Annotated in this window: 16 protein-coding genes and 1 riboswitch; of the genes, 7 read left to right on the forward strand and 9 right to left on the reverse strand. The window is 60.9% G+C overall.

Annotated features, from left to right (window positions below; translation table 11 throughout):
• The first annotated feature begins 77 nt into the window (after nucleotides 1-77).
• Nucleotides 78-1,331, forward strand: a complete 1,254-nt coding sequence (locus NRB16_RS01245; RefSeq protein WP_045492701.1) for an OprD family porin — start codon at nucleotides 78-80, stop codon at nucleotides 1,329-1,331.
• 9 nt (nucleotides 1,332-1,340) lie between these two features.
• On the opposite strand, the gene NRB16_RS01250 is transcribed toward NRB16_RS01245, so the two are convergent.
• Entirely contained in the window at nucleotides 1,341-2,087 is a 747-nt protein-coding gene (locus NRB16_RS01250) for a 5-oxoprolinase subunit PxpA (protein WP_257105264.1), read from the reverse strand.
• Nucleotides 2,088-2,350: 263 nt separating this feature from the next.
• On the reverse strand, nucleotides 2,351-3,202 hold the full coding sequence (locus tag NRB16_RS01255) for a DUF1989 domain-containing protein (RefSeq protein WP_045492695.1): 852 nt from the start codon (nucleotides 3,200-3,202) through the stop codon (nucleotides 2,351-2,353).
• 228 nt (nucleotides 3,203-3,430) lie between these two features.
• A riboswitch (TPP riboswitch) is annotated at nucleotides 3,431-3,541 on the forward strand.
• A gap of 91 nt (nucleotides 3,542-3,632) precedes the next feature.
• Between NRB16_RS01255 and NRB16_RS01260 the strand changes: the two genes are divergently transcribed.
• The 3 genes from NRB16_RS01260 (at nucleotide 3,633) to NRB16_RS01270 (ending at nucleotide 5,381) form a co-directional block, all read left to right on the forward strand.
• Complete coding sequence (locus NRB16_RS01260; RefSeq protein ID WP_045492693.1) at nucleotides 3,633-4,280, forward strand: TenA family protein; 648 nt, start codon at nucleotides 3,633-3,635, stop codon at nucleotides 4,278-4,280.
• 3 nt (nucleotides 4,281-4,283) lie between these two features.
• Nucleotides 4,284-4,949, forward strand: a complete 666-nt coding sequence (gene tenA, locus NRB16_RS01265) for a thiaminase II (protein ID WP_045492690.1) — start codon at nucleotides 4,284-4,286, stop codon at nucleotides 4,947-4,949.
• Between the two features lie 150 nt (nucleotides 4,950-5,099).
• Nucleotides 5,100-5,381 carry a hypothetical protein gene (locus NRB16_RS01270; protein WP_257105265.1) on the forward strand — a complete coding sequence of 94 codons (282 nt, stop codon included), beginning with the start codon at nucleotides 5,100-5,102 and terminating at the stop codon, nucleotides 5,379-5,381.
• Between the two features lie 180 nt (nucleotides 5,382-5,561).
• Here the strand turns inward: NRB16_RS01270 and NRB16_RS01275 are convergent, their stop codons facing one another.
• The 6 genes from NRB16_RS01275 to NRB16_RS01300 form a co-directional block, all read right to left on the reverse strand.
• Nucleotides 5,562-5,891 carry a DHCW motif cupin fold protein gene (locus NRB16_RS01275; protein WP_045492678.1) on the reverse strand — a complete coding sequence of 110 codons (330 nt, stop codon included), beginning with the start codon at nucleotides 5,889-5,891 and terminating at the stop codon, nucleotides 5,562-5,564.
• 129 nt (nucleotides 5,892-6,020) lie between these two features.
• Complete coding sequence (locus NRB16_RS01280) at nucleotides 6,021-6,956, reverse strand: LysR family transcriptional regulator (RefSeq protein WP_257105266.1); 936 nt, start codon at nucleotides 6,954-6,956, stop codon at nucleotides 6,021-6,023.
• A 92-nt stretch (nucleotides 6,957-7,048) separates the two neighbouring features.
• Nucleotides 7,049-8,083, reverse strand: coding sequence for a methionine synthase (locus NRB16_RS01285; protein WP_257105267.1), 1,035 nt, complete (start codon nucleotides 8,081-8,083; stop codon nucleotides 7,049-7,051).
• 43 nt (nucleotides 8,084-8,126) lie between these two features.
• Complete coding sequence (locus NRB16_RS01290; RefSeq protein WP_257105268.1) at nucleotides 8,127-9,107, reverse strand: DUF1852 domain-containing protein; 981 nt, start codon at nucleotides 9,105-9,107, stop codon at nucleotides 8,127-8,129.
• 481 nt (nucleotides 9,108-9,588) lie between these two features.
• Nucleotides 9,589-10,932, reverse strand: a complete 1,344-nt coding sequence (gene gudD, locus NRB16_RS01295; protein WP_045492666.1) for a glucarate dehydratase — start codon at nucleotides 10,930-10,932, stop codon at nucleotides 9,589-9,591.
• 47 nt (nucleotides 10,933-10,979) lie between these two features.
• Nucleotides 10,980-12,326: an MFS transporter gene (locus tag NRB16_RS01300; RefSeq protein WP_045492664.1), complete on the reverse strand. Its 1,347-nt coding sequence runs from the start codon at nucleotides 12,324-12,326 to the stop codon at nucleotides 10,980-10,982.
• A 435-nt stretch (nucleotides 12,327-12,761) separates the two neighbouring features.
• Between NRB16_RS01300 and NRB16_RS01305 the strand changes: the two genes are divergently transcribed.
• Nucleotides 12,762-13,475 (forward strand): FadR/GntR family transcriptional regulator, encoded by a 714-nt coding sequence (locus NRB16_RS01305; protein WP_045492662.1) that lies wholly within the window; start codon nucleotides 12,762-12,764, stop codon nucleotides 13,473-13,475.
• Between the two features lie 5 nt (nucleotides 13,476-13,480).
• Here the strand turns inward: NRB16_RS01305 and NRB16_RS01310 are convergent, their stop codons facing one another.
• Nucleotides 13,481-14,623 carry a carboxylesterase gene (locus NRB16_RS01310; RefSeq protein ID WP_257105269.1) on the reverse strand — a complete coding sequence of 381 codons (1,143 nt, stop codon included), beginning with the start codon at nucleotides 14,621-14,623 and terminating at the stop codon, nucleotides 13,481-13,483.
• Between the two features lie 158 nt (nucleotides 14,624-14,781).
• Between NRB16_RS01310 and NRB16_RS01315 the strand changes: the two genes are divergently transcribed.
• The gene (locus NRB16_RS01315; protein WP_045492659.1) at nucleotides 14,782-15,861 is read left to right on the forward strand and encodes a sugar diacid recognition domain-containing protein; all 1,080 of its coding nucleotides are present in this window, start codon (nucleotides 14,782-14,784) and stop codon (nucleotides 15,859-15,861) included.
• 90 nt (nucleotides 15,862-15,951) lie between these two features.
• A complete protein-coding gene (locus NRB16_RS01320; RefSeq protein WP_257105270.1) occupies nucleotides 15,952-17,088 on the forward strand; it encodes a glycerate kinase in 1,137 nt (378 codons plus the stop codon).
• The last annotated feature ends 85 nt before the right edge of the window (nucleotides 17,089-17,173 follow it).

Consider the following 17,173-nt stretch of genomic DNA (forward strand, 5'->3'; position numbering starts at 1 on the left):
CCGGCCAACCGGGCGCACTGCGCTGCGCCCGGCTGCTTGCTTTCGATCATCCAAAACAACAAAAGAGAACTTTGATCATGACCCGATTCATCAGTCGTGCGGCCGCTTGCGGCCTGCTGTTTGCCGGTTTGCCACAGGCCGGTGCCGCCGGCTTTGTCGATGACAGCAAACTCAAGTTGCAACTGCGCAACGTCTACTTCAACGAAAACTTTCGGGATGAACAGGGCCTCAGTGCCCGCGCTGCGGCCACCGCCAAAAGCGAACGAACCGAATGGGCGCAGGGCTTTTTGCTCGATTACCAATCCGGTTTCACCCAAGGCCCTGTCGGTTTCGGCCTGGATGCCATCGGCCTGCTGGGCATGAAGCTCGATTCCGGACGCGGGCGCAGCGGCACCGGCCTGCTGCCGGTGCATGACGATGGCCGCGCGGCCGACGAGTTTTCCAGCTTCGGCGCCACGGCCAAGGCGCGGCTGGCGAAAACCACCCTCAAGTACGGCACCTTGCTGCCTAAAAACCCGGTGCTGGTCTACAACGATGCGCGGCTGTTGCCACAGACCTACCAAGGCGCGCAGGTGGTCAGCAGTGATATCGACAACCTGACGCTGACCGCCGGCTACCTCGACCGCCAGAAACTGCGCGACTCCTCCAACAGTGACGGGCTGACACCCGATGGCTACAGCGGCGCTGAGTCCGATGCGTTTCGCTACATGGGCGCCGAGTACAGCCCTGACAAGGCCTGGCGGCTGAGTTACTTCCATGGTGAGCTGGAGAATTTCTACCAGCAGCATTTCTTCGGCGTACAGCACCAGTTGCCGCTGGCCGGTGGCTCACTGAACACTGATCTGCGGGTGTTCGACAGCCGTGACAGCGGGCATGCCTGGAAGGGCCGGATCGATAACCGCCTGTACAGCGGGCAGTTGGCTTACAGCCATTCCGGGCACACCGTGGGGGCCGGCTATCAGAAACTGAGCGGCGATGCCGGCCTGCCGTTCGTCAATGGCGCGACCGTCTACTCGTTCAGTAACGTCGGCATCGGCAAGTTCATCCAGGAGGATGAGAAAACCTGGATGCTCAGCTATGCCTACGACTTCAGCGCTGCCGGCATCAAAGGCTTGAACTTCATGACCCGCTACCTGAGCGGTGATAACGGTAAGTCCGGCAGTGCCGGGCAGGCCGAGTGGGAGCGCGATATCGAGCTGGCCTACACCGTGCCCGACGGCAGCTTCAAAGGCCTGGGTGTGAAGCTGCGCAACTATGTGTACCGCGCCGACTTTTCTCGTGGCCGCGACAGCAATCGGCTCTACCTGACCTACGACATCGCGCTCTGGTAAGCCGTTGCGTCAGGACAGCGCCTGCAAGGCCTCGCGAATCCGCCGCACGGCATTGATCGAGCTGTCGTTGTCGCCATGCACACACAGAGTATCGACCCGCAATTGCAAGGCGCTGCCGTCACTGGCGGTCAGCGCCTCGCCACGGGCCAGGGTCAGGGCCTGAGCGATGACTTTCTCTGCCTCGTGATGGACGGCACCGGGCAGATTGCGTGACACCAAGTGCCCGTCGGCATCATAGGCACGGTCGGCAAACGCCTCAAACCACAGCGGCACGCCGTACTCAGCGCTCAGGTTCAACGCCGTGTCGTTGTTGCGCGAGGCCATCAGCATCAGCCGCAGATCCCCACCGTAACCGGCCAACGCCTTGAACACCGCGCGCAATTGCGGCTCGGAACGCATCATGTCGTTGTACAGCGCGCCGTGGGGTTTGACGTACTGCACCCGGCCACCCTGAGCGCGGCAAATGCCTTCCAGCGCACCGATCTGGTACAGCAACAGGTCTTCGATTTCCTGCGGTGAGCAACTCATCGAGCGGCGGCCGAAACCGACCAGGTCAGGGTAGGCCGGGTGCGCGCCGATGGTCACCCCATGGCTCAGCGCCAGGGCCACGGTCTTGCGCATGGTCGAAGGATCAGAGGCATGAAAACCGCAAGCGATATTCGCGCAATCGATCCACGGCATGGCCTCGGCGTCACGGCCCATGGTCCAGGCGCCGAAGCTTTCGCCGATGTCGCAGTTTAAAAGTGGAGTGTTCATGGTGCGGGTTCCTGGGTGAAGGCATGGGGTGCTGGCATTGCTGTAGACCGGCAGGGAGATGATCCGCTTCAGTCGGGAAAGCGGACACTGTAATGCTGTTCGCTGCTGAAGCAGCTCCTACGGGGTAATGCCGATCAGTTAAGGAGGATAACTTGATTTTTCCTGCCTTATGCTGACGTGTGGGAGGGGCCGGCCGGCGCCTCCCACAATGACCGCCCTTAACCGATAGGCATTGCTCCTGCGGGGTTGCGACAGACCACAGGCTATTTTTCCCACTCGGCCTTGGGAATCAGCAAGCCGTGGTTACCGTTATAGGCAGCGCGCTTTGGCGATTCCCAGCCTGCCAGCAAGTCCGCGTCCAGGCGATAGATCTCCACCCCCAGCGGGCGGCACACGCTCAGCGGGTCCTGGGCATCCGGGCCCCACATCGGTAGCGACAGGTCACCACCCGGACAGGTCGACAGCGCGCACAGCAGGTCGATCTCGGCAAACAACTCCAGATAATCGCCTTTTTGCGCCGGGCAGGCTTTCATGAAGTACATGTCGTCATGGTTCAGCCCGGTGCACTGGAAGATGTTCAGCACGTCATGCACGTCGAATTCGGTCAGGCCGTGGGGCAGCACAGCGCGGGTCAGGTTGGAGTGGCAATGGTGATGAAAGTCTTCGCCGGTCAGCATGCGGTTCACATAAGGGTCGCAGCGGGTGCCGAGCAGATCGTGCAGGCGCCCGCCGTGTTCGTCGATACCGTAACCGGCCAGGCTGTCGTCGGTGATGGTCACCAGCGGCCGCAGAAACGGCAGGTTCGACCACAGCCGGTCATGGGTGCTCACATGGGCACCCTGCAACTGACGGGTACGCGCCGCCCACATCCGCTCGCGCGGGTCGTTGGCATTCCATACGTTGAAGTCGCCGACCTGCGGGCCGACCGGGGTGGTGATGCGAAACACATGACCGGCCGGCACCTTCCAGGCGCGACCGGTGCGGATCGGCACCTCGAACTGTTCGATCAGCGTGCGGCTGCCTGTGCTGTCACGAATGCGCTCATAAAACGGCTTGTCGACCTGCAACGCGGAGCCTTTGCTGACCTGGTAGGCGGCGGGGTAATCCTTGTACATGCTGGACCTCGGCGGACGGCTTGATTGTTCAACAATAATGTCTTTATTCGAAAAGCGATAACCATGCCATGTTTCGAGAGAGCCCCGGTTCACCAAGTGCTGGCAGGCAGATCGGTTCCATAGAGCGGTGCGACGTTACCAACTGCTACGTTGCGGTACGCGCAAGTGCAGATGAACCACGCCATTTGCCCAGCTGGATGACAACCAGTCTCATCTCCTGTATAGATGCTCACCACCAAGGGGAGCCCGGGCACGGGCTGAGAAATCGTTGATGCAGTGCGATGACCCTTCGAACCTGATCCGGATCATGCCGGCGAAGGGATGGTCCGATGCGCCGGAGCGCGGGCTTTTCACGAGTCTGCCAGCCGCCCATCAACTCCTGCCTTTACGCCGGCCTCAGTGTTTCCATCTTCACAGAGAGCCCAGCACCATGAGCGAGCGCTTTACCGAAACCCTGCGCCAACAGAGCGAACCTGACTGGTCTGCCACTGTGCAGCATCGCTTTGTCCAGCAACTGTGCAGCGGCACCCTCGACGATCAGGTCATGGGTCGTTACCTGATCCAGGACCATCGCTTTCTCGACAGCTTCCTGACCCTGCTCGGTGCCGCCATTGCCACGGCTGACAACTTCGAGTCGCGCCTGCGGCTGGGGCGTTTTGCCGGGATGATTTCGGGTGAGGAAAACACCTACTTCCTGCGCTGCTTCGAAGCCCTCGGCATCACCGAACCGCAGCGCCAGGACCCGCCTGATGCGCCGGCCACGGCGGGCTTCAAGGCAATCATGCGCGAAGCGGCGGCGACCCGTTCTTATGCGGCGGCGCTGGCGGTGCTCAACGTCGCCGAGTGGTCGTATCTGGACTGGGCGAGCAGGGCACAACAACCGTTGCCGCCGCGCTTTGTGCATGCTGAGTGGATCACCCTGCACGACAACCCGTTTTTCCGCGATTTCGTCGCATTCCTGCGCAGCGAACTGGACCGCGTCGGTCCCGCCGAGCAAACCGTCACCCGGGATTTCTTCCTGCGCGCGGTGCGCCTGGAGCGTGAATTCTTCGACGCTGCTTACGCCACCGAGGCTTGAACCATGGATATCTTCGCCCGCCTGAAAACCGCGGCTTGCACCGAATGGCGCAGCTACGTGGAACACGCCTTCGTCCAGCAACTGGGCGCCGGCACCTTGCCCCAGGCTGCCTTTCGCCAGTACCTGATTCAGGATTACCTGTTCCTGATCCAGTTCGCCCGCGCCTGGGCGCTGGCCGCTTATAAAAGCCGCAGCATCGACGACATTCGTGCGGCCCAGGCCGGGCTGGCGGCGATTCTCAACGAGACCGAGCTGCACGTGCGCCTGTGCGACCGCTGGGGCATCAGCCGCCAGGTTATGGACGCCGCCCCCGAGCATCAGGCGACCGTGGCCTATACCCGTTACGTACTCGACTGCGGCGCCGCCGGTGACTTGCTGGAACTGCACGTCGCCCTGGCGCCATGCGTGATTGGCTACGCAGAAATCGGCCGCGCCCTGGCGCCTCAGGGTGTCGACGCGTTGGGCGAGCATCCGTATGTCGACTGGATCGGTGAATACGCCAGCCAGGGTTATCAGCAGGTCGCGGCTGATGCCCGCCGTCACCTCGATCAATTGGCGGCGCGGAGCATGACCGAGCAGCGTTTTGCTCAATTGACCGGCATCTTTGCCACCGCCTCGCGGCTGGAAGCGGACTTCTGGCAGATGGGGCTGGAGGTACTGAAACACTGAAAATCGACAGGCGGTAGGCGGCGAGCGGGCGTTTCACTCGTCTTTTTATAGATAGACGATGATCCAGGAAGTCGACATGCCCGCTGAACCGGCCAGCCCTGCAACGGACCGGCAACCCTGGCAGAGCGCTGCCAATAGACCCACAACGATGTGTTTGTCGCCTCTTACCAGATCTTCGAACTGCCCGATGATGGCCAGACCATCTCCCTGTGCAGTTGGACCCAAGGCGTACCCAGCCTGTTGCCCAAGACTGATCGGGTTGCACTGGTCGAGCCGGTCGCGGACGGTGAACCCAACGCCAAAGTCGTCGCCTGGCATGATGTCGAAGCGCAGTTGAGTGAATGGCTGGCGCTGGAACAGGGCTATCCCGAGCGCTACCGCACGTTGGGCTTTCCGACAGCCGAGCAACTGGCGCGTTTGACGTCGGTGTGAGTTTTCTGTGTTGAATGGTTATGCCGCCCGTTAAAGGCCAGGCGTCTGCATCTTGATGCCAAAGCCCAATGCGGCGCTGCCGTGCATGGCGTCAATGTTGATCATCTATGCCCAGAGCTTCTGCAACCAGCGAGGCGGGTTCAGGGATCGCTAGAAATACCCGTCTGAACCCCCGTTGGCTCAGTCGACGATGAAGAGTCGGGCACCGGCAGTGGTGGAAGAGCGGTGTGCTTCTGCATTGTCGCCGACCTGATAGCTCATGCCCGGCAACAGGGTGAAGGTGCGGCCATCCTCCAGTTCGGTTTCCAACTGACCTTCAAGGCACAGCAGGATATGCCCTTTGCTGCACCAGTGGTCGGCCAGGTAATTGGCTGTGTATTCGACCATCCGGACCCGGACGCTGCCGAACTGGCAGGTGCGCCAGTACGCCGTGCCGGTTTCTCCCGGGTGTGCGGTAGCTTCGATGCGTGACCAGTCGGTGGTGCCAAAATCGATAGCACTCAGTTCCATGACAACCTCATTCATGCAGGGGGAGCTGCACAGTAACGATCAGGTCGCTTTGCTGATAGATACAGATCACTCTGGTTTTCGTCATACAGCGCTTGGGTCATTGCCACACAATGGTCAGACGGGTTTCGATCAGGGGGCACTGCGAGCTTCCGGCACCGCATTGACCCCCTCCAGCGTCGCAAACGAAATATCTTTGGCGGTGAGCAAAAAATCGCGCACGTAAGGCACTTCGAGCATGTCGCTGCGCACGGCTGCAAACAGACTGGCCTGCAAGCCCTTCTTGCCCAGCCGTTTGGCGATCACATAACCGCGTGAGGTGTACTCGTGTACCGCCCAGTTCGGCAGGCAGCAAACACCGCGTCCGCTGGCAACCAGCTGCATCATCATCACGGTCAGCTCTGAGGTTCGTACTTGGGCGGGCTCGACGTCGGCCGGATCAAGGAAGCGGGTAAAGATATCCAGACGGTGGCGTTCGACCGGGTAGGTAATCAGGGTCTGGCTGGCGATGTCGTCAGGTTCCAGATGGGTCTTTTCGCGCAGGGTATGGTGCTTGTCGATGGCCAGCAGGGCTTCGTAGCCGAACAGCGGCACGTAGGTAATCCCGGGCAGGGTTATCGGGTCGGAGGTCACCACCAGGTCGAGATCGCCGCGTTCCAGCGCCGGCAACGGCGCAAACGAAAACCCCGAGGCCAGGTCCAGTTCAACCTCCGGCCAGACACTGCGGAACTCATCCACGCAGGGCATCAGCCATTGGTAACAACTGTGGCACTCAATCGCGATGTGCAGCCGCCCGGCCGTGCCTCCGGCCAGCCGTGCCAGGTCGCGCTCGGTGGTGCGGATCAACGGCAGAACCTGGTCCGCCAGTTGCAGCAGCTTAAGGCCGGCGCTGGTGAAGCGCACCGGCCTGGACTTGCGCACGAACAGCGGCACGCCAATGCGCTCTTGCATCTCCCTGAACTGATGCGACAGGGCTGACTGGGTCAGGTGCAGGCGCTCGGCGGCTTTGTGCATGCTGTTGGTTTCGCGCAGCGCATCAAGGGTACGCAGGTGTCTCAAATCGATCATGAGCAGAACTACAATGGGAGCAGTGAGTTAAGCCGTGATCGCTGCTTCGTCTTTCATAAAGGCTGCAACCCGACATCGTGTCCGGATGCAGTTCAGTACAGGCCGGACAGTTCTTTTCGAACAAGCTCTGCGCCGGCACTCAACGCTTGCAGCTTGCCTCGGGCAACCTGGCGGGGCAGCGGAGCCATGCCGCAGTTGGTGCACGGGTAGAGTTTGTCGGGGTCCACAAACTGCAGGGCCTTGCGCAGGGTGTCGGCGACTGCTTCGGGGGGTTCGATCGCATGGTTGGCCACATCGATGGCACCGACCATCACCTTCTTGCCACGAATCAGTTCAATCAGATCCGTGGGAACCCTGGAGTTGTGGCATTCAAGCGAGACGATATCGATAGTGGACTTTTGCAGCTTGGGGAAAGCCTCTTCGTATTGGCGCCATTCCGAGCCCAGGGTCTTTTTCCAGTCGGTATTGGCTTTGATGCCGTAGCCATAGCAGATATGCACCGCTGTTTCACACTTGAGGCCCTCAATGGCCCGCTCCAGAGTGGCCACGCCCCAGTCATTAACTTCGTCAAAGAACACATTAAAGGCGGGCTCATCGAACTGGATGATATCCACCCCCGCCGCTTCCAGTTCCCGGGCTTCCTGGTTGAGAATTTTGGCGAATTCCCAGGCCAGCTTTTCCCGGCTTTTATAGTGGTTGTCATAAAGCGTATCGATCATGGTCATCGGGCCTGGCAGCGCCCATTTGATCGGCTGGCGGGTTTGCTGGCGCAGGAACCTGGCGTCTTCGACAAACACCGGCTTTTGCCGCTCCACTGCACCGATCACCGTGGGGACGCTGGCGTCATAACGGTCACGGATTCTGACCGTCTCGCGCTTCTCGAAATCGACACCGCTGAGGTGCTCGATAAAGGTGGTGACGAAGTGTTGGCGGGTTTGCTCGCCATCGCTGACGATATCGATACCGGCCTGTTGTTGCTCATGCAGCGACAAGCGCAAGGCATCCTGTTTGGCCTCGCTCAGTTCATCACCCTGTAGTTTCCAGGGCGACCAAAGTGTCTCGGGCTGGGCCAGCCAGGAGGGTTTGGGCAGGCTGCCGGCGGTTGAGGTTGGGAGCAGCTTTTTCATGATGGATGACCTTGTTTTATTCAACGGCAGGGAGGGGGGCGAGTCAAAGCGTGTATTGAGAGCACCACTTCTCAAGCACGGCCTGGTAGGGCCTGATGAAGTGCTCCTCGGCAAACCGTCCTTGCTCGATCGCCAGCCGGCTGCGTTCTTCGCGGTCATACACGATGCGGGTCAGCGAGTAATCCTGATGCTTGAGGCTTGGCTGGTAGTGTTGACCGGCGGCCGAGTTGGCGTTGTAGATTTCAGGCCGGTAGATTTTCTGGAAGGTATCCATGGTGCTGATGGTGCTGATCAGTTCCAGATCGGTGTAGTCGCCCAGCAAGTCACCGGTGAAATAGAACGCCAACGGCGCGGCGCTGTTCGGTGGCATGAAATAGCGCACCTGCAAGCCCATTTTGTTGAAGTATTCATCCGTCAGCGAATAGGCATCTTGCTGATATTCAATACCCAGTACCGGGTGCTGGTGTTCAGTTCGGTGATAGGTTCTGCTGCTTGATACACTCAGGCAGATGACCGGTGGTTTGTTGAAGTTTTCCTTATAAGCGTCCGAGTTGATGAAACACTTGAATAACTGTCCGTGCAACCTGCCGAAGTTATCGGGTGTGCTGGCGGTGGGATGATGTTTGTTGTGCTCCGGTAGCACGACACTGAAGTCATAGTCCCGAACATAAGAGGAGAAGTTATTGCCGGTAATGCCTGCAATGCGCTCGCCAGTATGCCGATCTACGATGGTCGTTTTCAGTACTTCAATCAGCGGCAGAGGTGGGCTGACTTCAATGCCGAGGTTCAATTCAACGGAAATGATCTCAAGCCCCACAGCATAACGATCGCCGGCAGGATTATCCCGGTGCGCCAGCGCATTGAAACGGTTGTCGATCATCTGCAGGGTGTTGCGCAAGTTCTCCCGGCGGCTGTTGCCTCTCGCCAGGTTGGCAAAGTTAGTGGTGATGCGGGTGTTGTCCGACGGTTGATAATGCTCGTCGAAACATGTGCTTTTAATGGCAAATGTCAGCGCGTTACTCATTTTGATCGGGTGTCCTGATGCCTGACGCAAACCTGAATCCGGTTCCTGATGTTCAGGGACTAGCCGTTTTGCAGGGGCGATAGAAGAATAAATAATCGATAATTATTCTAGGGCGGTCGGTCGGGGGAAGACAGTGAATGGATTTCACAAAATCTTTAGCCATCTTCATGATGGGATTTAAGGAGACGGCGGTTCAATCAGGTGTTTTATGCCCCCGGTGGGAGCGAGGGTGGGAGCCAGGGTGGGAGCGAGCTTGCTCGCGAAGACGGCGGTGCATTCGCAGCCGTTGCTGTAACTTTAAAGGCCTCTTCGTCGGAGTGCCGCCCATACCAGGGTAGCTCCCACAGAGGTATACAGCGCCTAACCGAACAGTATTGGATTTAAGAGCCCGGCCTGCCGAGCAATAAAAAACGGCGCACAAGGGGGTTGTGCGCCGGTTGCCAGCGGTGTGGCCAGGGGTTTTACAGGATAACGATGTCGATCAACGCACCAGACAAGGCTGTTTGTTGTTGAACGTCCAGCCCGGAATCAGGAACTGCATGGCGGCCGCGTCGTCGCGGGCGCCCAGGCCCATGTTTTTGTACAGCTCATGGGCTTTTTGCAGTTGGTCCATGTCCAGCTCGACGCCCAGGCCCGGTTTGTTCGGTACCGCGACCTTGCCGCCTTCGATCTTGAACGGCTCTTTGGTCAGGCGCTGGCCGTCCTGCCAGATCCAGTGAGTGTCCAACGCGGTGATTTCACCAGGGGCCGCCGCGCCGACATGGGTGAACATGGCCAGCGAGATGTCGAAGTGGTTGTTGGAATGCGAGCCCCAGGTCAGGCCCCATTCGTGGCACATCTGCGCGACCCGTACCGAGCCTTGCATGGTCCAGAAATGCGGGTCGGCCAGCGGGATGTCCACCGATTGCAACTGGATGGTGTGGCCCATCTGGCGCCAGTCAGTGGCGATCATGTTGGTGGCGGTGCGCAGGCCCGTGGCACGGCGGAACTCGGCCATCACTTCGCGGCCGGAGTAGCCGTTTTCCGCGCCGCATGGGTCTTCGGCGTAGGCCAGTACATGGTGCTGGTCGCGGCACAGGCGGATGGCTTCTTTGAGTGACCAGGCGCCGTTCGGGTCCAGGGTGATGCGCGCATCAGGAAAGCGTTCGGCCAGCGCGGTAACGGCTTCGATTTCCTCGTCGCCGCGCAACACGCCGCCCTTGAGCTTGAAGTCCTTGAAGCCATAGCGGGCGTGGGCGGCTTCGGCCAGGCGCACCACCGCTTCAGGGGTCAGGGCCTTTTCGTGACGCACGCGAAACCACTCGTTGTCGGCGTCTTGCTCACGGCGGTAGGGCAGGTTGGTCTGATCCTGATCACCGACATAGAACAGATAACCGAGCATTTCCACCGCATCGCGTTGCTGGCCTTCACCCAACAGGGCGGCGACCGGCACTTCCAGGTGCTGGCCGAGCAGGTCGAGCAGCGCGGCTTCCAGTGCCGTCACGGCATGGATGGTGATGCGCAGGTCGAAGGTCTGCAGGCCGCGGCCGCCCGCGTCGCGTTCGGCGAAGGCCTTGCGCACGTCGTTGAGCATCTTCTGATAGGTGCCGATGCCATTGCCCACCAGCAGGCTGCGGGCATCTTCCAGGGTCTGGCGAATGGCTTCACCACCGGGCACTTCACCCACGCCGGTGTTGCCGGCGCTGTCCTTGAGAATCAGGATGTTGCGGGTGAAGTACGGGCCATGGGCACCGCTCAGGTTGAGCAGCATGTCGTCATGGCCGGCCACGGGCACCACTTGCAGGCTGGTGATGACTGGGGTTTTGCCGGAGGTCTGCTGAGTCATGGTCGGGTCCTCTGTTTCTTGTCGGTGTGCGGGGTGGCGCAGGCCAGTCAGTGACTGGCCGAGGGCTTGATTTCAGCCACTGGCGTGGCGCCGGGCTTGGGTGTGCTGCGGGCGGCGAATACGATGACGGCAGCCAGGATCGAGGTGAAGGTCAGGGCGTACAGCCCGCCCTGGATCGAGCCGGTTTGCTGTTCCAGAATGCCGAAGGTGGTCGGTGCCACGAAACCGCCCAGGTTGCCCACCGAGTTGATCAGCGCGATCACCGCAGCGGCGATACGGGCATCCAGATACGCCTGCGGGATTGGCCAGAACAGCGACGATGCCGACTTGAAGCCCAGCGCTGCAAAACAGATGGCGACGAAGGCGAAGATCGGCCCGCCGGTGGTGGACATGAACATGCCGGCTGCCGCGATCAGCAGTGCGGCCGCCACCCAGGCCTGCTGGCGTTTCCATTTACCGGCCAGGGTGGCGAAGACGTACATGCCGACGATCGACAGCAGCCATGGCAGCGAGTTGAACATCCCGACCTCGAAGTCGGTGAGGCTGCCCATCTTCTTGATGATGCTCGGCAGCCAGAAGGTCGCGGCGTAGATGGTCAGCTGGATCAGGAAGTAGATCAGGCAGAACAGCACGATCTGGCTGTCTTTGAGCAACTGGCCCAGCGACGGCTTGATGGGCGTGGCGGCTTCGCGGGCTTTCTGCTCGGCGTCAATGGCACCCACCAGTGCATCCTGTTCTTCACGGCTCAGCCATTTGGCGTCGTGTGGTTTGGAGTCCAGCCAGAACCAGACGAAGAAGCACAGCACCACCGAGAACATGCCCTCGATGAAATACATCCACTGCCAGCCTTTCATGCCAAGGCCGTTGATCTGCAACAGCAGGCCGGCCAGCGGGCCGGAAATCAGTGATGCAATGGCCGAACCGCTAAGGAAAATGGCAATCGCCTTGCCACGTTCGGCGCCCGGCAGCCAGCGGGTGAAGTAATAAATCACGCCGGGGAAAAAGCCGGCCTCGGCCACGCCCAGCAAGAAACGCAGGATGTAGAAGTGGGTTTCGTTCTGGATGAAGGCCATGCACGCGGCAATGATGCCCCAGGTGAGCATGATGCGGGTCAGCCACACACGGGCGCCGACTTTTTGCAGAAGCATGTTAGAGGGTACTTCGAACAGCGCGTAGCCGATGAAGAACAAGCCAGCACCAAAACCGTAGGCGGCAGCGCCGATGCCCAGGTCGGTTTCCATGTGCGAACGCACGAAGCCAATGTTCACCCGGTCAATGTAATTGACGATGAACATGATCACGAAAAGCGGCAGCACGTGGCGTTTGACTTTGGATATGGCCGATTGCAGAACCGGATCCAGGCCACTGGTCACACCGGGATTGGATGTACTCACTTGAGTTTTCTCCCACTCGTTATTTTTATGCGGGTTTGGAGCAAGTCGTCGCCTGCTTTGTCGGTCATCATACAAGCTGCAATTTGCCGCGCAAGCACTGTCGTGAACGGAATCTGTTGATCGTGATGAGTGGGTTTTAGGTGTTTTTCTGGTTTTTGTATGTGAATTATTGGTTTTTATCAGTATTTTTGCGGGTTTTAGGCGCTGATAAAAATTTCGCCGGATAACAAAAAATTCAGGCTGTGGAATGTCGGAAAAACACGTTGCCGGTAACTTGTCTAACAAGTTGAACAAGTTCAGTTTGGCGTGTTGGCGACCACCGACCACGGCCCGGTGGTATCATCCGCCCGATTACTGCGTGCAAAACTGAAGTAATCGACGTGTTCGCCCGGTCGCTTACGCCGGAAAAAGTACAACCCGTGTCTGGATGGCTTAATGCAAGAAAACCACGCGACCGCGCCCAAGCGCCGGCAACACAGTCTGGCCACCGATCTGGTCACCGAGTTGAGCCAGCGCATCCTGCTCGGCAAGATTCCGCCGGGGCACAAGCTGCCATCGGAGAACGAAATCGTCCGCGAACACGGGGTCAGTCGCACCGTGGTCCGCGAGGCGATTTCCAAGCTGCAGGCCTCAGGCCTGGTGGTTACCCATCAGGGCAAGGGCACTTTTGTGCTGGAGCGTGAAGACCAGACCGGTCTGCGCCTGAAGGTCGAAACCGCCTCACGGGTGCGTGACATCATCGAGCTGCGCATTGGCCTTGAGACCCAGGCCGTGGCGCTGGCGGCATTGCGCCGTACCGATGAGCAACTGGCGGCGATGCGCCAGGCGCTGGATGATTATCAGGACCTACTGGCCAAGGACGACAGTTGCGTCGAGGCCGACAAGCGCTTTCATATGCTGATTGCCGAGGCCACCGGCAACCCTTACTTCATCGAAATCATGCAGCATCTGGGCAGTGCGATCATCCCGCGCACCCGGATTGCCAGCAGTGAGCGTGCCGGCAACAAGCTGGTGCCTCACGGTTATCTGGCCAACCTGGAGCACGAAGCGTTGCTCAGTGCGATTCGCCGCAAGGATCCGGATGCCGCCCGCGCAGCGATGTGGACCCACCTGAGCAACAGTCGTGAGCGGCTGGTGCCGCTGGAGTAGCGAGCCTATTGGCCGAGCACATCGAGCATCACCTGCGACTGCCACTGGTAGTACGGGTTGAACGTCAAACGTGCGTGGACCTTGCCCGGTTCTTGATAGCCCCAGTCCGAATACCACACCGGCTCGCCCGCCATACAGCGGGCCATGTCCGGCAGTGGCTGACCATTCCAGCAGATGCGCTGGCTGCCCTGCGGGCCGTAGAGCGGGTTGTCGGGGGAAAACAGCAGGCCCATGTGAGAAAACTGGCTGATGTGCAGTTCCGGCAAATAGTCGTTGCGCGCCAGTACCCGTGGGTTTTGCGGCGCGGCTTGCGGGCTTGTCCCGTACCACACCAGGCGACTGCCCGGATGGGTGAAGCGCTGGTTGAAACTGTCGAGCACATACCGGGTGTCGAGCACTGAGTCGTGTTCGGTGATGACCATGAACACCGGCTTGCCGTACGGCTTTTGCTCCAGACGCTGGCGAGCCAGCACGCTGCTGTAATGGAACTGGGCAAAGCCATTGGTGGGCACATTCAGGTAACGCACCGGGGTCTGCATCGGTCGTACCCCGTCGTCGGGTTCTGCCAGCCACGGCCGTACCCAACTGATCCACGGCGTCACCCACACATAGGCGCTGTCAGAGCGAAACGCCGGAGAAAACAGCAACAGCCCTGCGATGTCGTCGTGTTGGTAGGCGTAGTCCAGGACCAGGTTGGCGCCGGTGGAGAAGCCGCCCAGGTACACCTTGGGCACCTCCCGCGACAATTGCGCGGCCTGCTCGCGGACCACCTGCTGCCATTGCGCCAGGGTGACGTCCAGCATGTCTTGCGGGCGGGTGCCGTGGCCGGGCAGCAGCACCGTGCGCACGATGTAGCCCTGATCGGCCAGGGTGCGGCCAATGTCGTGGAACGACCAGGGTGAATCGCCCAGGCCATGAACCAGCAGCACACCGCCTTTGGGTGTGCCGTTCGGGCGCCACTGTTGCGGAGCGTTCCAGTTCAGCTCGGCGGTGCGGTCGGCGGTCTGGAACACCCGGTGGTTTTCGATCAGTTGCAGGGTCTGCTGGCGGTAGCTGTCGAAGCCGGTCGCCGGCGGCTCGTCGGGCCGGGAGGCGCAAGCCTGCAGCGCCAGGGCGCAAAGCACAATGGGCAGGTGAGAGTGGATCAAGGCAGGCAACCTTCAACAGGGCGGTGTGCAACCGCGACTGTGCCACGCCCTTCGCGCAGGGCTCCAGTTTCAGGCACACTCATTGGCAGAAATAAATTCAACAAAATGTATCTACCCCCCTTGGTGCCGTTCTGGTAGGTGCCATTCTGGAGTCTGCCATGTTCGCCCTTGATCGCGCCCTGGCCCAAGACATTGTCGACCGGGCCATGGCGATTTTGCCGCATAACGTCAATGTCATGGATTATCTGGGCATCATCATTGGCAGTGGTGACCCCGAGCGCATCAGTACCCGCCATGAAGGCGCGCAACAAGTTCTGGCCAGCCGCCAGACGGTGGAAATCGACAGCGACGCGGCCAGCCGCCTGGGTGGGGTGAAGCCGGGCGTTAATCTACCGCTGATGCTCGACCATCAATTGGTCGGGGTATTGGGCATCACGGGTGACCCGGAGCGGGTCCGGGTCTACGGCGAGTTGGTGAAAATGACCGCCGAAATGCTGATGGAGCAGCGCCGCCAGCAGAGCGACCGGCAATGGCGTCAACAACGCAGCGAGCAATTGCTGGCCCGGCTGTTATGGGGCGACTGCCCTGACAGCCTGGTGGACGAAGCCCGCCAGTTGGGCCTGCAGCCGCAACTGCCGCGTCAGGCGCTGCTGCTGCAACTGAGTGAGCCGCTGGAGCTGCACCACCCGTTGATCGCCCGGCTCCATGCCCGCTACCCACACAGCTGGTGCTGCCTGCGCGAGCCAACCTTGTTGTACTGCTGCCATCCGGCAGAGCGTGATCCTGGGTTTGGCCACTGGCTGGAGCAGGATTGGCCGATCCAGCGCCTGGCCTATGCCGAGTTGTCGCCGGACCTGGCCGACTTGCGCCAGGCCTGCGCCGCGCTGCACGAGTCGCTCGATTATGCCAGCCAGATTCGTCCGACCCAGCGGCTGTTACCGTTGCAGAGTCTGCGCCTGCCGTTGCTGTTCTGGCGTCATCGGCAGGACTGGCTGGCGCAGGGCATTGCAGAGACGGTCGCGCCCTTGCACGAACAACCGGCGTTGCTCGACACCCTGGATCGCTGGTTCGAGCACAGCGGAGAAAGCCAGGTGTGTGCCGAAGCGCTGGGCATTCATCGCAACAGCCTGCGTTATCGGCTGGACAAAATTGCCGAACTGACCGGTTGTGACCCGTATCGCACCCACGACCTGTTGCGCCTGTATCTGGGCCGTCAGGTGCAGGTGTTGTGCAAATGACTGGTCGGGCGCGCGCAGCGTTGTGCGCCGGACCGGGGTAAAGCCGCGGCCCGGATGCCAAGATGCGTGCACAAGAACAGGAGTTGCCTCATGAAAATCGTCATTGCCCCCGACTCGTTCAAAGACAGCCTCAGCGCCCAGGCCGTCGCCCAGTCCATCGCTGCTGGCCTGAGCGAGGTCTGGCCGCAGGCCCGGTTGTGTATCTGCCCGATGGCCGATGGTGGCGAGGGCACCATTGAATCGGTGCTGCAGGCGTGCAACGGGCAATTGATGAGCGCGCGGGTAAGCGGCCCGCTCGGTGAGCCGGTGGTGGCGCACTGGGGCTGGCTGGCCGAAAGCCGCACGGCGATCATCGAGATGGCCACCGCCAGCGGTCTGCAATTGCTGAGCCTGACACAGCGTGATGCGCGCATTACCAGCACCTACGGCACCGGACAGTTGATCGCCCAGGCGCTGGATGCCGGTGCGCAACGGGTGATTCTGGCCATTGGCGGTAGCGCGACCAACGATGGCGGCAGCGGCATGCTGGCGGCGCTGGGGGTGGCATTTGTCGATGAGGCCGGGCAACCGCTGCCGCCAGGCGGTCTGGCGCTGGCGCAGTTGGCCGGCATCGACTTGAGCGGCCTGGACCCACGGCTGGCCGAGGTGCGTTTCGAGATTGCCGCTGATGTCGACAACCCGCTGTGCGGCCCGCACGGTGCGTCGCACACCTTTGGCCCGCAAAAAGGCGCTGATGCCGAACAGGTGCTGGCACTTGATGCTGCGCTGGGGCATTACGCCGATCACTGTGCGCGGGTGCTCGGTCGTGACCTGCGCGACAGCCCCGGCAGTGGTGCGGCGGGCGGTATGGGGTTTGCGGCCAAGGCGTTCTTGCAGGCCAGCTTTCGCCCAGGGGTCGAGGTGGTTGCGGAACTGACCGGTCTGGAGCAGGCGCTGCAAGGCGCTGACCTGGTGATCACCGGAGAAGGGCGGTTCGATGCCCAGACCCTGCGCGGCAAGACACCGCTGGGCGTGGCGCGCTTCGCGGCGCGCCACAACGTATCGGTAATCGTCCTGGCCGGCACCCTCGGTGAAGGCTACGAGCAGTTGTACGCGCATGGCATTCATGCCGCATTCGCCTTGGCCAGCGGCCCCATGAGCCTGGACGAAGCCTGCCGCAATGCGCCCGGCCTGCTGCATGATCGGGCACGTGACCTGGCACTGTTGTGGAACCTGGCCAGCCGGTAGGAGATCGCCCGCCGCCTGGCCTCTAACACGGAGCCCCGTAGGACCGGCCGGGCGGCGATCCGCTTCAGCCGGGAAGCCTTCGCGG

It is taken from the genome of Pseudomonas sp. LJDD11, from assembly GCF_024584215.1.
Lineage (GTDB): Bacteria > Pseudomonadota > Gammaproteobacteria > Pseudomonadales > Pseudomonadaceae > Aquipseudomonas.

Excerpts from the sequence above, each read along its gene's own strand:
- NRB16_RS01290 (WP_257105268.1), bottom strand. The coding sequence starts at position 9,107 with ATGAGTAACGCGCTGACATTTGCCATTAAAAGCACATGTTTCGACGAG.
- NRB16_RS01320 (WP_257105270.1), top strand. The coding sequence starts at position 15,952 with ATGAAAATCGTCATTGCCCCCGACTCGTTCAAAGACAGCCTCAGCGCC.
- gudD (WP_045492666.1), bottom strand. The coding sequence starts at position 10,932 with ATGACTCAGCAGACCTCCGGCAAAACCCCAGTCATCACCAGCCTGCAA.
- tenA (WP_045492690.1), top strand. The coding sequence starts at position 4,284 with ATGGATATCTTCGCCCGCCTGAAAACCGCGGCTTGCACCGAATGGCGC.
- NRB16_RS01245 (WP_045492701.1), top strand. The coding sequence starts at position 78 with ATGACCCGATTCATCAGTCGTGCGGCCGCTTGCGGCCTGCTGTTTGCC.
- NRB16_RS01280 (WP_257105266.1), bottom strand. The coding sequence starts at position 6,956 with ATGATCGATTTGAGACACCTGCGTACCCTTGATGCGCTGCGCGAAACC.
- NRB16_RS01285 (WP_257105267.1), bottom strand. The coding sequence starts at position 8,083 with ATGAAAAAGCTGCTCCCAACCTCAACCGCCGGCAGCCTGCCCAAACCC.
- NRB16_RS01260 (WP_045492693.1), top strand. The coding sequence starts at position 3,633 with ATGAGCGAGCGCTTTACCGAAACCCTGCGCCAACAGAGCGAACCTGAC.
- NRB16_RS01315 (WP_045492659.1), top strand. The coding sequence starts at position 14,782 with ATGTTCGCCCTTGATCGCGCCCTGGCCCAAGACATTGTCGACCGGGCC.
- NRB16_RS01250 (WP_257105264.1), bottom strand. The coding sequence starts at position 2,087 with ATGAACACTCCACTTTTAAACTGCGACATCGGCGAAAGCTTCGGCGCC.
- NRB16_RS01275 (WP_045492678.1), bottom strand. The coding sequence starts at position 5,891 with ATGGAACTGAGTGCTATCGATTTTGGCACCACCGACTGGTCACGCATC.
- NRB16_RS01305 (WP_045492662.1), top strand. The coding sequence starts at position 12,762 with ATGCAAGAAAACCACGCGACCGCGCCCAAGCGCCGGCAACACAGTCTG.
- NRB16_RS01255 (WP_045492695.1), bottom strand. The coding sequence starts at position 3,202 with ATGTACAAGGATTACCCCGCCGCCTACCAGGTCAGCAAAGGCTCCGCG.